General features: G+C 41.5%; 11 protein-coding genes and 3 pseudogenes (1 of these 14 running past the window's edge). 8 read left to right on the top strand and 6 right to left on the bottom strand.

Annotation, left to right across the window (positions count from 1 at the left end; all coding sequences use genetic code 11):
• A pseudogene (locus LEP1GSC062_RS09600) lies at window positions 1–683 on the top strand (response regulator).
• 997 nt (window positions 684–1,680) lie between these two features.
• On the opposite strand, the gene LEP1GSC062_RS09595 reads toward LEP1GSC062_RS09600, so the two are convergent.
• From LEP1GSC062_RS09595 to LEP1GSC062_RS09585, 3 genes are read right to left on the bottom strand one after another with little or no spacing between them, the layout of a single operon-like run.
• On the bottom strand, window positions 1,681–2,970 hold the full coding sequence (locus LEP1GSC062_RS09595) for an aminopeptidase P N-terminal domain-containing protein (protein WP_010578809.1): 1,290 nt from the start codon (window positions 2,968–2,970) through the stop codon (window positions 1,681–1,683).
• Window positions 2,967–3,998 carry a glycosyltransferase family 9 protein gene (locus tag LEP1GSC062_RS09590; protein ID WP_020984071.1) on the bottom strand — a complete coding sequence of 344 codons (1,032 nt, stop codon included), beginning with the start codon at window positions 3,996–3,998 and terminating at the stop codon, window positions 2,967–2,969. Before LEP1GSC062_RS09590 ends, LEP1GSC062_RS09595 begins: the two co-directional genes overlap by 4 nt.
• 15 nt (window positions 3,999–4,013) lie before the next feature.
• Complete coding sequence (locus tag LEP1GSC062_RS09585) at window positions 4,014–5,132, bottom strand: thiolase family protein (RefSeq protein ID WP_010578808.1); 1,119 nt, start codon at window positions 5,130–5,132, stop codon at window positions 4,014–4,016.
• A gap of 146 nt (window positions 5,133–5,278) precedes the next feature.
• Here LEP1GSC062_RS09585 and bfr point away from each other — a divergent pair, with 146 nt between their 5' ends.
• From bfr to LEP1GSC062_RS09565, 4 genes and pseudogenes are all read left to right on the top strand, one after another.
• Window positions 5,279–5,746 carry a bacterioferritin gene (bfr, locus tag LEP1GSC062_RS09580; RefSeq protein WP_010578807.1) on the top strand — a complete coding sequence of 156 codons (468 nt, stop codon included), beginning with the start codon at window positions 5,279–5,281 and terminating at the stop codon, window positions 5,744–5,746.
• Entirely contained in the window at window positions 5,743–6,990 is a 1,248-nt protein-coding gene (locus LEP1GSC062_RS09575) for a THUMP domain-containing class I SAM-dependent RNA methyltransferase (RefSeq protein WP_020984017.1), read from the top strand. Before bfr ends, LEP1GSC062_RS09575 begins: the two co-directional genes overlap by 4 nt.
• A gap of 15 nt (window positions 6,991–7,005) precedes the next feature.
• Window positions 7,006–8,130 (top strand): acetylglutamate kinase, encoded by a 1,125-nt coding sequence (locus tag LEP1GSC062_RS09570; protein ID WP_010578805.1) that lies wholly within the window; start codon window positions 7,006–7,008, stop codon window positions 8,128–8,130.
• Window positions 8,131–8,371: 241 nt separating this feature from the next.
• Window positions 8,372–8,715 (top strand): annotated as a pseudogene (locus LEP1GSC062_RS09565) (DCC1-like thiol-disulfide oxidoreductase family protein).
• Here LEP1GSC062_RS09565 and LEP1GSC062_RS09560 read toward each other — a convergent pair.
• From LEP1GSC062_RS09560 to LEP1GSC062_RS09550, 3 genes are read right to left on the bottom strand one after another with little or no spacing between them, the layout of a single operon-like run.
• A complete protein-coding gene (locus LEP1GSC062_RS09560; RefSeq protein WP_010578803.1) occupies window positions 8,692–9,387 on the bottom strand; it encodes an iron-containing redox enzyme family protein in 696 nt (231 codons plus the stop codon). The pseudogene LEP1GSC062_RS09565 and the gene LEP1GSC062_RS09560 overlap by 24 nt on opposite strands.
• Window positions 9,388–9,399: 12 nt before the next feature.
• Window positions 9,400–10,461, bottom strand: coding sequence for a D-alanine--D-alanine ligase family protein (locus LEP1GSC062_RS09555; RefSeq protein WP_010578802.1), 1,062 nt, complete (start codon window positions 10,459–10,461; stop codon window positions 9,400–9,402).
• Window positions 10,454–11,716, bottom strand: coding sequence for a KamA family radical SAM protein (locus LEP1GSC062_RS09550; protein ID WP_010578801.1), 1,263 nt, complete (start codon window positions 11,714–11,716; stop codon window positions 10,454–10,456). The genes LEP1GSC062_RS09555 and LEP1GSC062_RS09550 overlap by 8 nt, the downstream gene beginning before the upstream one ends.
• 95 nt (window positions 11,717–11,811) lie before the next feature.
• On the opposite strand from LEP1GSC062_RS09550, the gene LEP1GSC062_RS09545 reads away from it, so the two are divergent.
• The 3 genes and pseudogenes from LEP1GSC062_RS09545 to LEP1GSC062_RS09535 form a co-directional block, all read left to right on the top strand.
• Window positions 11,812–12,486: an HAD family hydrolase gene (locus LEP1GSC062_RS09545; protein ID WP_010578800.1), complete on the top strand. Its 675-nt coding sequence runs from the start codon at window positions 11,812–11,814 to the stop codon at window positions 12,484–12,486.
• Between the two features lie 43 nt (window positions 12,487–12,529).
• Window positions 12,530–13,345, top strand: a complete 816-nt coding sequence (locus tag LEP1GSC062_RS09540; RefSeq protein WP_010578799.1) for a GerMN domain-containing protein — start codon at window positions 12,530–12,532, stop codon at window positions 13,343–13,345.
• Window positions 13,346–13,461: 116 nt separating this feature from the next.
• Window positions 13,462–14,343: pseudogene (locus LEP1GSC062_RS09535) on the top strand (GGDEF domain-containing protein) (it continues 347 nt past the right edge of the window).

The raw sequence follows: 14,343 nt of genomic DNA, 5'->3' as shown, positions 1-14,343 counted from the left end.
ATGAATCCTAAAATTCTGATCGCGGACGACGACGATCGGATCCGTAAGATGATCAGAATCAGTTTGAGCGCTTCTCATTATGATGTGATCGAATCTGCGACGATCCAAGAGACCATACTCAAAGCCGCGAAAGAATCTCCGGATGTCATCCTTTTGGATCTGCAATTTCCGGACGGAAACGGAATCATAGCTCTCAGAGAAATCAGAACCCGGAGTGAAACCCCCGTCATCGTGTTGTCGGTTTTATCTTCCGACCCGGAAAAGATTTCCCTGTTGGACGGAGGGGCGGACGACTATATTACAAAACCGTTTAGTATGGGAGAGTTACTCGCGAGAATCCGAGTGGCTCTTCGAAATAAAACCCAGGAACCCGGTTCTCCGATTTTTATTTCAGGAAATTTATACGTGGATCTATCGAGCAGAAACGTTCAAGTATCGGGAGAAACAGTACATCTCACTCCGATCGAATATTCTTTTCTATCTCTTTTGATCCAACACGCGGGGAAGGTTCTGACTCAGGAGCAATCATACGTCATGTCTGGGGACCTTTTGCAAAAAACGAATCAGGTCCTTTGAGAGTTCACGTAGCGAGTTTGAGAAAAAAGATAGAAGCGGATCCTTCCAACCCGGAACTGCTGCTGACAGAACCGGGAGTCGGCTACAGACTGTCTGTAAATGTATAACAGAGTTGTTGAAAAATTCCGTGATTCAGATTAACAAAACCGCTTCAAACGTCCATTTCAATAGGGCAGAAACGGATAGAGAATTAATTTTTCAACAACTCTAATGATGTCCAAAGAAAAAGTCTTAAAGAATTCTGGAATGTCGCAAGATTTGTTAGGGTGTTCAAACAAGAATTTAAAAATCACTCTGCATTCCCTTTGGCATTGTGTATTTATTTTTGAAAGAAGAAATAAAGCGTAATTTTACAAAAGGTAGAAAATAATTTATTTTTTATTCTTTTTTATCTAGAAGCTATCTCAAAAATACTTTATCTTTGTTTAAAACGCAGATTCCAATCATTCTAAGATATTTTTGAGATAACTTCCAAAAACTTATCCTACTTAACGTGAGTTCGATATAAGAAAATGAGAAAGAATTTTCTAAAAGTAGGAGTCCCTGCTTTTAGAATTTGTTCGTAAAATCGCGATTTGTTATAGTTCCCACATTTTAAGAATAGATTTATAAAGTTCAAATTGAACTTCCTACAGAAAAATGAATCATGGATTCTTACGACCCTGCTCACGTTACTTACGACGCTTTGGAGCGATTTTTGAAACAGATAGGAATACTGCTTGTAAGTTGATAAAACTATTAGCAGAAACTTTGGTCTGTCCCAAAACCTTATAAGAAATTATTTTCAAATCATTCGATAAATTCGTAATAAAGCATAAGAGTTCCCACGGATTACATCCCAATAGTCTTTTTCGTTGCTAAATTCTCGTCGGAGTTCCTACAACTCAAACATCTCGTTTTCGCTATACCTGCGGGACTTTGAAATCTTCGTCTATTAATTGTTAAACGAATTGATTGGCATGATTTCAGAAGCGAATATTCCCACACGTATGAATTATATAATAACCTATCGAATTCTTGTTTGGGATCGGAATATGACTACACGTTTGGATTTCCATAGTTCTGTAACAAAAAAATTCGATCTCTAAGAAAAGCGGCGAGATGTTAATTTTTTCTAGATTCTATCTCATCGATTTCCTTGGGAATCATCGAAGTCAGGTTTAAAGGATTAGAACCTTGCACGAGAACGTCGTCTTCGATTCGAACTCCGATCCCTCGAAATTTTTCCGGAATTTCAAGATCGGTAGGATCGAAATAAAGCCCAGGTTCGATCGTAATCACCTGACCGCTTTCTAATTTTTTAGAAGATCCGTTCTGATAATAAGTACCCACGTCGTGAACGTCCATTCCCAGATAATGACTGGTTCTATGCATATAATATTTTTTGAATATTCCTTGTTCTAGAACGGAGTCGATTGAATCCCGTAATAAACCTAGATCTTTCAAACCTTCCACAAGCGTTCTAACCGCTTGATTGTGAATCGCGACAAACTCGACTCCTTCCTTTGTGTTGGACACGGCTTCCTTTTGCGCCTTTAAAACGACTTCATACACCGCTCTTTGTTCGGAAGAAAATTTTTTACCCACAGGAAAATTTCGGGTAACGTCCGCGGTATAATATCCTTTTTCCGCGCCGCTGTCGACAAGAACAAGTTCACCGTCGTTCAACTTACAATTGTTAGACGTATAGTGTAGAATTGTGGCATTCTTTCCGCTGGCGACTATATGTCCGTAACCTCCTCCCCAAGCCCCGTGTTTTAAATATTCGGATTCTAAAATGGCTTCGAGCTCGTACTCGTACATACCGGGCTTAGATTCCCTCATAAGCCTTTCATGACCCAAAGCGGTGATTCTAGCGGATTCTCGAAGCGCATCGATCTCCGCTGGAGATTTGAACATACGCATCCAATGTAAAAAATCGGGAGATTCGATTCTTCTCGGCCCGAATTTTCCCTCCCTGGATCTTTGATTGAGAGAATAAATCCATTCGATGAGTTTCGCATCCCGAACAAGATTCTTTCCGAAAAAATGATAGAGCGTGTATTGATTGACGAGAATCTCGTCCAGTTTGGACTCCCATTCCGTCGTATCGAACGACTCGTCGAGCCTTAAAAGTTCTTTTGCCTTTTCCTTTCCAATTCGGATTCCGGTCCAGATCTCTTTTTCCTTATCCTTGGGAAGAACAAAGATAGATTTATAAGAATTTTTTAATATTAAAATTCCGTCGGATTCGTCAAGGCCGGTGAGATAATAGTAGTCGGAATCCTGACGAAATTTATATTCCACGTCCCGATTTCGGATTAAATGAGAGGCCGCAAAAACGATCAAAACCTCTCCGTCTTTGAGTTTTTTTTGAACTTCCGCGATTCTTTCTCTATAAAGGGTATGGGTCATTTTACATTTCCTTTTTCTAATTGGATCGCCGCTTCAAACATTTTGTCCATATCCTGTTCCCTCATACAACGAAAATGTCCTTCCGGACAAATCTTTCCGCCGTGAATCCCGCAAGGACGACAATAAAGCCCCTGGATTTCGGAGATAAAAAAAGAATCGGCAAGAGGAGTATAACCGAAATCAGGAATAGTCGCACCAAAAACCGCTAATGTGGGAATATTAAACGCGGAAGCAAAATGAATTGGAGAAGAATCGTTGCTGATCATCAACGCAGTTTTGGAAACCAAAAATGAAAGTTCGGGTAAGTTGGTTTTCCCCGCAAAATTAATTCCGTAACCGGCACCTACTTCTTCACAAAGATCGATATCCGCTTTGGAGCCAATGAGGACCACTTTTTTTCCGGATTCTTTCGCAAGACGTTCTCCTAAAATTCTAAACTTAGAAGCGGGCATCCGTTTCGTTTCCCAAACCGAACTCGGCGCGAGTAAGACGTAATTCCCCTCTTCGAGCCCATTCTCTCGCATCAAAACTCGAACTCGAAAGACGGATTCTTCGTGCCAAAAAAGTTCAGGACGTTTTTGTATTTTAGAATATTCCTCTTTGTCGTATAACAAAGAAAAAAGTTTTTCCACCTCGTGCATTCCTCGAATCGGTCTCGGAATTTTTTTAGTGAGCAAAAAGGAAAAACCGGCGGACTCGTAACCCACTCTCACCTTGGCTCCGCTTGCAAATCCGATCAAAGTGGAGCGAAAGGAAAAATGGGGAAGGATACAAAGAGTATAACGTTCTTTTCGGAGACTCTTCAAAAAGGAAAAAAATTTCCACAAAGATCTTTTGAATTCCTTCTTGTCCAAAGGAATCAATCGATCGATATGAGGATTGGCCTCCAACACGCTTTCCGTTCCCTTATTTACGATAACCGTAAGATGCGAGTTCGGATATTTCCTTTTGACTTCCCGAAAAAAGGAAGTCGTTAAGATCAGATCTCCTAAAAATGCGGTCTGAATCAAAAGTATTTTTTCATTCACTGTCAAATTTCCGTTCTAAACTTTGGAAAGAATCGTAGCAAAATTGTTCACTCCCAATCCGCCGATGGACAAAGCCAAACCGTTTTGAAAACGTTCCTCTTTATACATCCAAGTTTGTAATTCCGCAATTTGAGCAAGGCCCGAAACTCCCACAGGATGCCCTCTCGTTTTCAAACCTCCCGAAGCGTTAATCGGAAGTTGTCCTTCCGGATGTGTTTTTCCCTCTTTCACATAACGTAGAGCCTTTCCTCTCGGAAAAAGTCCAGCATCCTCGGCGCCGATCAATTCAAAAGGAGTAAACGCATCGTGAAGCTCGGCAATCTGAATCTGCTCCGGTTTTAAATCGGCTTCTTTATACGCTCCCGCAAACGCGGAAACACTGGAAGGAAAACTTAAAAGCCCCGGAGAAGAAGAAAGATCTCCGATCCCATGACCAATTCCACGAACCTCAAGTCGTTTGGGAGATTTCGTCTTTTCAGAATCGAGTAATACGGCACAGCTCCCGTCGGAAAGAGGAGAAATATCATACAGACAAAGAGGACTCGCAAACAGAGGAGAATTAAAATATTCTTCTTCCGTAATATTCTTTCGAATATGAGCCTTTTCGTTCCTCAGTCCGTTGTCGTGTAACTTCTTGGAAAGAGCGTATAAATCCTTACGACCGTATCCGTACTCGTGCAGATAACGTGTCGCTATCATTCCCCCACCTTGAGCCATGGACATCGCAAAACCTTTTTGACGTTCGGACAAAACGCTTCCTAAAAGAAGATTGTTCTGTTCCCTTTCCAAACGACTCATCACTTCGGTAGCAATCACAATTCCTCTTTGAAACGCTCCCGACCGCAGAAAGTAAACGGCGGTATGAAGAGCACTCGCTCCCGAAGAAGAAGCGGTCTCTGTTCTAATAGTAAATAAATTCTTTAAACCAAGGCTTTCCTTAATTCTTGCGGAAAGAAAGATTTCTCCCGTGTATCTTTCGGGAGCCATCGCAGCAAAAATTAGAAACTGAGGTTCAAACTCAGAATTTCTTTCCAAAAGTCGAATCGCAGTTTGATAAGAAAGAGAATGATAATCAAGCGCAGTCTTACCGAAGCGACTGAGTTCCGAATCGAGAATAAAAACGGGCGAAGACATCAGAGTCTATGTTTTTAAAAATTGTGAGATTGAAAATCAAAAAAAATTAAATAACGCAAGTAAGACGACTTTTCATTCGAGTTTCTAAACTATCCTTGCAAAATTAAGAATGATTTTTATACTGAATTGATAACAAGGAGAAAACAATGAAAGGTAATAAAGAAGTACTTGAGATTCTCGGAGAAGTGCTCTCTGCAGAACTCACAGCAATCAATCAATATTTTATTCACGCAAAGATGAACAAGAACTGGGGTTTTAAAAAACTTGCAGATTTTATGAAACACGAATCCATAGACGAGATGAAACACGCGGACGAAGTGATCGATCGTATCCTTTATCTGGACGGTGTACCCGATCTTCAAAAATATATGAAGATCAACGTAGGAAAAAACATCGAAGAAATTTTAAAAGTGGATCTCGACTTAGAATACGCGGCTGTGGAAAGATTCAATCGTGGAATCGCGATCGCGGTTAAGAACAACGACAACGGAACTAGAGAACTGTTCGAAAAAATTCTCGTTTCCGAAGAAGAGCACATCGATTGGATCGAATCCCAACAAGAAATCATCCGTCAGATCGGCGTTGAAAACTATCTCGCGCAGCAAATAGAGTGACAAATTTTAGAAACCCCGCTCTCAAAAAATCGCCGGGATTAAATATAAAAAAAACCGAGGGAAAATCCCATTTCAATGATCGCTTAGGAAAAAAAGAATCCCCATCCAAACGGGAATGGGATTTTTCAAAACCGGATTCGTTCGAGTATCATGCATCCTGCCTAGACGGACTTTCCGGGCTTTTAAGAGAAGAAATTCTAGAAACCGGCTTAAAGATTACCGCTGAAAATAGAGGAGGAATTTTTTTTCAAGGTTCGGCGAACGCCCTCAAAGAATTCGCACTTTCTACCGGAATCTCGTCCGGAATCAGCGTCTCTTTAAAACACTGGAAAGTGGAAAATCCCGAAGATCTTTACAATCAGGCTGTCCAATTTCCGTTCGAGAAAATCCTCGGACCCGAACATTCTTTTCGAATCGATTCGACCACCAAGGATTCCTTGAAAGATTCACGTTATGCGACATATAAACTCAAGGACGCCGTCTTTGATCGATTTCGCTCCAAAGGAAAAGAACCCCCGAAGGTCTCTCGAGACGAACCTGATTTTTTATTCTATCTTCGTTCCCATTCCGATCATGCGAAACTTTCCCTGGGACTCAACACAAGACCTCTTCAACAAAGAGGACATGGAAGAATCGGAGGACCGGCTCCTATGCGGGAGATTCTCGCATCCGCTTTGATTCGATATTCTGGATGGAGCACCAAATCACCGTTATATGATCCGTTCTGCGGTTCGGGAACCATCGTAGTGGAAGCGGCTCTCAAACTTCTATACGGCGGTTATACGAATTACAGAAGTCTGGCGTCCTCCCTTCCGTTTAAAAAAATTTTTGGGGAACCGAATCTCAACGTAAAGAATTATTCCGAAGTGAAAATTTTCGCATCTGACAAGAATGAAACGACTTTGAATCTCGCAAGACAGAACGCAAAGAACGCGGGTGTGGATCACCTGATTACTTTTTTCGAATCGGACGCTACCGTTTCCGAAAACGAGAAAAAAATTTCCGACGGTTTTATCGTGACCAATCCTCCTTACGGAGTTCGAATAGGTACCAAGGAAGAAGCTAAGGAAATTTATATTGCTTGGGGTAAGAAGCTCAAAGATCATTTTACGGGAAATATCTTGGCGCTTGTTTGCGGGGATACTTCGCTCTTAGGTTTTCTCAAATTGAAAAAAGATAAGGAGCAATCTTTGACGATTGGTAAGCTCAAAGGAAAATTAGTTGCCTACACTTTGGGCAAATAATCCAATCGAACCGGAATGAAACATCAAGAAATTCTCCTTAAACTTTTGGAAGTCACGGATAATACTAAGGATTCGTTTCAATTTCTAAAACTTTTCCGTTCGATCGAACCCGAAAAGTTCGCTGTGATCTATGCGGATTCCGGTACACTCATGGAGTCCGCAGAAGCACTCCTTTACAATCTCAAGATCCTTCACAAGTTAGACTTATATCCTGTTGTCGTTTTAGACAAAGACGGAATCTCCTACACCAATCTCTTTTATAGAAATCATAACAAAGAAGAATCCCCGTCGATTCTCCCCGGAAAATTATTCCGACATCCGCAAAATTTAGCGGGTGCGGTCATTTCGGCCCTTTCGGAAAAAAAAATTCCGGTTTTTGTCACGGAGGAAAAGGGGTCATCCCCTTTCACATTCTTGACCGAACTCTGCTCCACTCTGCACACGAAAAAGCTGGTTCATCTTTATTCGAGAGGGGGAATTTTCTGCGAAGGGAATAAAATTTCGATCTTCGACGTCGATTCTTCCATAAAACCAGACCCAGAAGACGCTTCTCTTTTAGTTTCCTGTTTAGAACTTTATAAAAATGTAAAGGATAAAGAATTCGGAATCGCGGTTACATCCGCCTCCTCCCTGTTGAAAGAATTATTTACGATCAAGGGAAGCGGAACTCTGATTCGTAGAAAAAATAGAATCGACTTCATCCCGGATCATCGTTCGATTTCCAAAGATAAGTTGGATCTTCTGATTGAAAAAGCTTTTCAAAGATCTCTGAAAGAAAATTTTTGGAGTCAAGAGTTTACCGGAATTCTTTTAGAATCCGAGTACAAGGGTTGCGCGTTGGTAAAGAAAACCCCTTTCGGAACATTTCTTTCCAAGTTTGCGGTAGACGAAATCGCTAGAGGAGAAGGTGTCGGAAGAGATATTTGGGACGAAATGATCCGCAAATTTCCCGTTTTATTCTGGAGAGCAAGAAAGGAAAACACGATATCCAAGTGGTACATGAAGATCTGCGACGGAATGCAAAAGGAAGGAATTTGGATTTATTTTTGGATTGGAGTTCAGGAAGAGCATATTCCGGACATTTGTTTCTTTTTAAGAAATCATCCTCAAGATCTATCGAGCGACCATAGGAGTAAGTAACTCATGTAACGCTTCCTAAGGGTCACGTTACAGGTTGAGTTTAGCGAAGACTCTTAGCGAAGCTAAGATGAGCGATATAAAAGGGTAACGTTTCAAATAACTCAGAAGAAATCGATTCAAAAATCAATCTATGATATTTTAAGAAAAAATGGATTGAAAATGAACGACAAATTACAATTCTACGAAATGTAAAATGCTTTTTCCAAATTCTTATTAGAATTGATCTCAAAAATATCTCAAGATGGATACCCTAGTTTTTTTATACGACGGAGAATGTTCGTTTTGCTCCAACCTCGCAACCAAGCTGCAAAATCTCAATCTCAACCCCAAAATCAGATTTAGATCCTTTCGCGATTTTTCGGAAAAAGAACTGAGAGAAATTCATCCGACTTTGAATATCGGCGTCGCGGAAGGAAACGTTCAAATGATCGCAAACGGAAGAAGATATCCCGGATTTTTGCGGTCCGAAAGCTCAGCCATTCTTTAAAAGGATACCGTTGGGTTGCACCGCTTCTTTATCTTCCCTTAATTCCAATTTTAGGAATGATCGGGATCAGTCTCTTAAAGTCCCTGAAAAGTCGTTAGGCCATCGTAAAACACAAGTCTTGCGTCTAGAGCGAGCCTGTTTCCTTCCATCACTCGATTTCTTTTTTCTTCCGTGTCCGCCACAACCTCGATCAAGCGAAAAAGTTTTTCGGCGTGAGATTCGTCCGCATTCAGATTGACTTGAAAAAATTTTCCTTCCGGCAAACAAACTCGCTCCTTTAAATCCTTGTAAGACTGGAACATTCTAGAATATTCCAATTTCAGCAAGTACTCGTTCGCCGGACCGAGCGCGCCCAAGGCCGAGTAAAAGTCCGTGGTGGTTATCCTCCGCATTAGATCTAGATAAGACTTTGTTTCGGGAAGTCTGTGTATATCTTGCACCACCTCGCCCATATCCGAAAGAAACTTTTTTAAGATACAAACGTGAGAATCTTCCGCATTACCCTCGCCCAATTCCTCCCAAATATTAGAGACAAGAACGATTTTTGCGTCTATGGAATCGCTGATCGCAGCCGTATTTAAAAACCAATTTACGAAATCTACGCTGACGAAGTATTCCTGACGAAGCCAGAGAAGAAGGTCTTCCTTTTCCATTCTTCTTTCCTTATTTTCCAACCAGCAATTGGAAACCAGGATCGGATGATTCCGAACCGATTCCTCCAAAGTATTTCGAAAGGATTCGGAAGTTTGAATAGGGATCGCTGTCTGCATAAATCTATGACTTTATCTTTGACTTGATAAGGATCTGATTTTCTTTTTGGCATATAAAAATCGATCGGTCTCAAAATCCAAACGGGCTATTTTTAGAATCTCTTGCAACAAGTTTTTTTCGTCCCCTAGACTCCGACGATAACAAATCGGAAACGTGGAATAAAACGGAGACAAACCGGGAGTAAGATTCATCTCAAGAAAATAAGGATTCCCTAAAGAATCGAGTTTCCAATCCAGTCTTGCGGGACCGGAAGTGCCAAGGGAACTACAAAGTAACCGACTTTGTTCCTGAAGGAATGTCTCCAAACCAGAAGGACAATCAAATACGAGAGTTTCCGGCATCACACTTTTAGATTTCGTTTTTTCTCCGTAAACCTTTTCTACTTTGAGTTCTTCCCGGAGAACCAATCTTCCCGCGGAACTGGCTCTATAACCTACGACATCAGATCCCATTATGGAAATTGTATATTCAATTCCCGTTAAATATTCTTCCAAGAGATAAGGAAAAAACTCCGCCGGTTTGGAGGACAATTTGAAACGGAGGTCCTTTTCATCGTGAATGATACTTTCCTCTCCGATTCCGAGACTGGAACCTTCTCCGGAAGGTTTTAAAAATCCGGGAAAGGAAAACTCCTTCGAAACCGTAAAATCCGTCTCGGAACGAATTAAAAATCCGGGCACAATCGGAATACCAATCGACTGAGCAAATATTCTCGTTAGATTTTTATCCAAGGACACGTTTTGAGAATAAACGTCCGAACCAGTGTGAGGAAAACCGAACAACTCCGCCGCGGCAGGAATCAAAGACTCCCTGTTTCTGGAACGAAATCCCTCCATCAGATGAAAGAGGACGGGGCGTTTTGTAAAATCCAAGTCGGAATAATATTTTAACTTTTCCAAAAGTTGACCCGGAGTGGCGACAAATTCGGTTCTTTCCCCAACTTCGCTTAACAATTCTAAGATAGCGTCCACGGATTTCGAGGACTCCCATTCCTGTTTATAAAATTCCGGAAACTCACCGTCAAACTCATGAAGATCCGCGTAAACAAGAACCGTCGGCGTTACATCACACATTCAATTTTTTCTCTTGGACACCGAGCGCCTTTGGAGAGATTCTTTCCCAAGTTTCCAAAGAAATCTCCGGATAGATTTCTTCCATCGTGGAATCCGGAGGTTCCGGACTTAAATGATAGGATCCGTGTAACGCGGATCGAAATACGTGCATCCTTTCCGGTTTGTAAAAACCAAGATACCAATCCGGAGTCAACGTAACCTTTCCACCTCCTCCGGGAAGATCGTTTACGAACTGCGGAATTCCCATGCCCCCTATCTTTCCTCTCATATAGGAAATGATCTCGATACCTTTTGCGAGTGGGGTTCGAAAACCTCTCGAACCGGGAATCAGTTCCGGATCATACATATAATAGGCACGGACCCTCAATTCCAACAGTTTTTTATGAAGTTCTAACATGATTTTCCCGGAATCGTTGATTCCCTTCAGCAGAACGCATTGATTTCCGACACTCACTCCGGCTTTGAGAAGTTTTAAAATCGCGTCTTTTGCTTCGGAAGTGCATTCTTTCGCGTGATTGAACTGGGTGTTACAGAAGATGGAAAGCCGATGAGTATTGTGAGATTCTATAATATTACAAAGATCTGATGTAATTCGAAACGGAAGCGTGACCGGATTTCGGGTACCGAGTCTGCAGATCTTTACGTGTTCGATTCTTTCCAATCGCTCCAAAATCCAGTCGATCTTGGAATCGCTCAGATTTAAGGGATCTCCGCCGGATAACACCACATCGGTTATTTCCGGATGGGCTTCAACGTATTCAAAACAGGCTTCTAGATCTTCCGTAAGCATTCTCTCTTTAGAATCGGAAACCTTACGACCTCTCATACAATGTCTACAATAAACCGAACATTCGTGATTGGTAAAAAGAAGAACTCGATCCGGGTACATGTGAGTCAACCCTTTGACCGGAGACAATCGTTCCTCGTGCAGAGGATCGGGAGATTCTTCCGGAGAAAAAACAGACTCTGCTTCTCTTGGGATGATCATCTTTCGAATCGGATCGTCCGGATCCTCTGGATCCGTTAGGGAAATGTAATATGGTGTCGCGGAAACGTTGAGACGAATCGTATCTTCAATTCCGATTTTTTCACTCTCAGTCAAATCGAAATAACGTCCCAGCTCGAAACCTCTCACACGATTTTGAAGCTGAGCCTTATAATCGTTCCAATCGAAAGAAGAAAACAACTCGGACCGGTTTGCAAAACTTTCTCCTTTGGATTTTTGTGGGAACAGATGCGAATTCGAAGTCTTCATAAGAAGTTCTTCCTATTTTCTCCGACTCTTAGGAAAATCAAGCAAAGGGAAAAAGAAAATGTCAAAAGAATCCGTTTTCGAAAAGCTGTCCTTTGATGACCGATTTTTCCGTCGATTCTCTTCAAGCGCTTGCATTCGACGTGGACGGAACCTTGTTTTCGTCCGAAGGAATAATACTCGAAGTCTACAGAGACTCGATTCAAAATTTTTCCAAAACTTTCGAAATCCAAATCGATCTTCCATCCAGAGACCAACTCATGATGGAAATAGGAAAGCCTGTCAAAACCATTTTCCGCAATCTCCTTCCGCAATTGAACGAAAAACAAAGAGACATCATCTCCGATAGTGTACTTCGCTTTTTATGCGAGAGAATCAAAAACGGAGAGGGGGAATTCTACCCCTCGGTAAAAGAAACAATCGAATCTCTTATGGGAAAAGGGTTTCGAATCCTAGCGGCTTCGAACGGACGAAAGCCTTATATCGAAACCATCTTGGAAGTAGCGGGAGTTCTTTCTTATTTCGATCCGATTCTCGTCTTAGACAACGAACGGATCAAAACCAAGGGAGAAATTCTGAAAGAGTACATAAAACAAAACGATCTTAAACCGGACGAAATTCTCATGATAGGAGACAGACTTTCGGATCACGAGGCCGCCCGTCAGAACGGTTGTCCGTTTGCGTTTTGTTCCTACGGACACGCACCTCCAGGAGAAATTCCGGACTTTGAACTGGAACTCAAAAACCTCTCGGATCTGAACCGGGTCCTTTGATTTTTGCCTGTATGGATTCCTCTTTTTTTCCGAAAATGAAAGAGTGCCAGATTCCGAAAAAAGAAAAAATCTCATCTTCATTCTCACCGGAATTATTTTTACGTTAGTACTTTTAGATAAAAGTACAGGATCCGGATTTTCACTCTCCGGAACCGGATTCCAAGGATTCCGAAATATCGGAAAGATGAGTCCGGAATTTTATTCTAAAGGAAATCTCAATCACAAAGAACTTATGGACCAAGCGGAAGACGAAATCCTGGGAGAACTTCTCCAAAACGGAGACGTCCAGGTTTCCTCCGAAAATGAAAATTCTATCGAAGAGGATCTCAACGAAGACGACCTCGTTCCAGTCCTCGAACCTCCCCTTGCATCCGTCAATTTCGAAAACGAATCTCCTCCTACCCCGATACCTACGGACAAAGGAGAATTATCACTGTATTTCTTGAAATTTTACGGTAAGGGGAGCAAGAGCCATTCCAGACTTGTAAAGGTCCTCCGACTTTCCAAGGGCGGAGACAGGGTCAAACTGATCTTAAATTCTCTGATTGCAGGGCCGGTTTCCCAGGAAAAGGAAAAAGGAATTCTAAATTCCATTCCGCAAAACCTACATTATGACGGGGATTATAGAATCGAAGAAGGAATTTTAAAACTTTCTTTGAGCAGCGATTTGGAAAGAGGAGCCGGACCGGAAATTCTAAAAGACCGGATCGATCAACTCACCTATAGTCTCATGGAAAATCTTCCGATCCGAGGCATTCAGCTTAGGATCAACGGCAAATTCGTGCGATCTCTCGGCGGGGAAGGAATGCCTTTGCCCTCTCTTCTGACAAAAAACCCTAGAAAGATCGTCGTTTTTTAATCGTCAAAGAACGTATAGTATAAAGTCACTTAAACGGATTTATAAATCCTGATTGTTTAAACAAAATCACTTCTAAAATGGGGAGGTTAGATCTTATTCGGTCCTTTATAAAACACATGAGATTTTCGTTAGGAAACAATCAAAAAATAAAGCTACTTGCCCGGAGAGTTTTTTTTAATCCGTTTACAGATGATTATTTGAGAATCTATCAACCGGAAATCAAAAGAGCTACGGTTATCTATTTCTTTTTTTGCATTGGAATCAGCCTTATCGCGGCTTTGGTCCCGGACGGAGAATCCGGGCTCGGTAAAGAAAATCGAATTCTTGCCTATTCGCGCTTAACGGTCGTCCTTTTGTCCGCTTTTTTCGCGTTTTTGCTTATAAAATGGAAATTTTTATTCCGCAAAAAAATCGAGAGATATAGCATTCTCTCTTCGGGAATGATCGTGCTTTCTATTCTTCCTTACGTCTTTTTTGATTCGGGAAGAATGGAACTTTACTTTCATTTTTATACAACCTTAGTCGTAAGCGGAAATATTCTTCTTTGGTTCACCGGAACGACCGTAATCTTTTTCAACGTATTTTTCTATCTTTCCCTGGTTTTGTGTACAACTCTGACTGGAAACACAAAAGCGTTACAACACGATTTGGCTAACGTGTTGATTTATCTTTTTACAGGAGTATTCGGAAATCTTTTGATCAACTTCTGGAGAGTGATGGATCATCGTGCAAAGAAAAAACTGCAAAGAGCGGTGAGTAAGCTCAGAGAGAAGAATATCCAGATCGAAAAAATTTCCAAGGTGGACGAACTCACCAGACTTTACAATCGAAGATATCTAATCGAACAATTCGAACTTTTTCTCAAAAGGGCGCAACGCTACCGATTCTCTCTCGCGATGATCATCCTAGATATGGATTATCTCAAGGAGATCAACGATTCTTACGGACATTTGGCGGGAGACTTGGCGCTTCGCACGATCTCAGACGTGATGAAACAA

This window comes from Leptospira alexanderi serovar Manhao 3 str. L 60, assembly GCF_000243815.2.
Lineage (GTDB): Bacteria > Spirochaetota > Leptospiria > Leptospirales > Leptospiraceae > Leptospira > Leptospira alexanderi.
Note: the sequence above shows the minus strand (reverse complement) of the source record. Positions and strands in the feature narration are given on the sequence as shown.

Excerpts from the sequence above, each read along its gene's own strand:
- LEP1GSC062_RS09595 (WP_010578809.1), bottom strand. The coding sequence starts at position 2,970 with ATGACCCATACCCTTTATAGAGAAAGAATCGCGGAAGTTCAAAAAAAA.
- LEP1GSC062_RS09585 (WP_010578808.1), bottom strand. The coding sequence starts at position 5,132 with ATGTCTTCGCCCGTTTTTATTCTCGATTCGGAACTCAGTCGCTTCGGT.
- bfr (WP_010578807.1), top strand. The coding sequence starts at position 5,279 with ATGAAAGGTAATAAAGAAGTACTTGAGATTCTCGGAGAAGTGCTCTCT.
- LEP1GSC062_RS09570 (WP_010578805.1), top strand. The coding sequence starts at position 7,006 with ATGAAACATCAAGAAATTCTCCTTAAACTTTTGGAAGTCACGGATAAT.
- LEP1GSC062_RS09560 (WP_010578803.1), bottom strand. The coding sequence starts at position 9,387 with ATGCAGACAGCGATCCCTATTCAAACTTCCGAATCCTTTCGAAATACT.
- LEP1GSC062_RS09555 (WP_010578802.1), bottom strand. The coding sequence starts at position 10,461 with ATGTGTGATGTAACGCCGACGGTTCTTGTTTACGCGGATCTTCATGAG.
- LEP1GSC062_RS09550 (WP_010578801.1), bottom strand. The coding sequence starts at position 11,716 with ATGAAGACTTCGAATTCGCATCTGTTCCCACAAAAATCCAAAGGAGAA.
- LEP1GSC062_RS09545 (WP_010578800.1), top strand. The coding sequence starts at position 11,812 with ATGACCGATTTTTCCGTCGATTCTCTTCAAGCGCTTGCATTCGACGTG.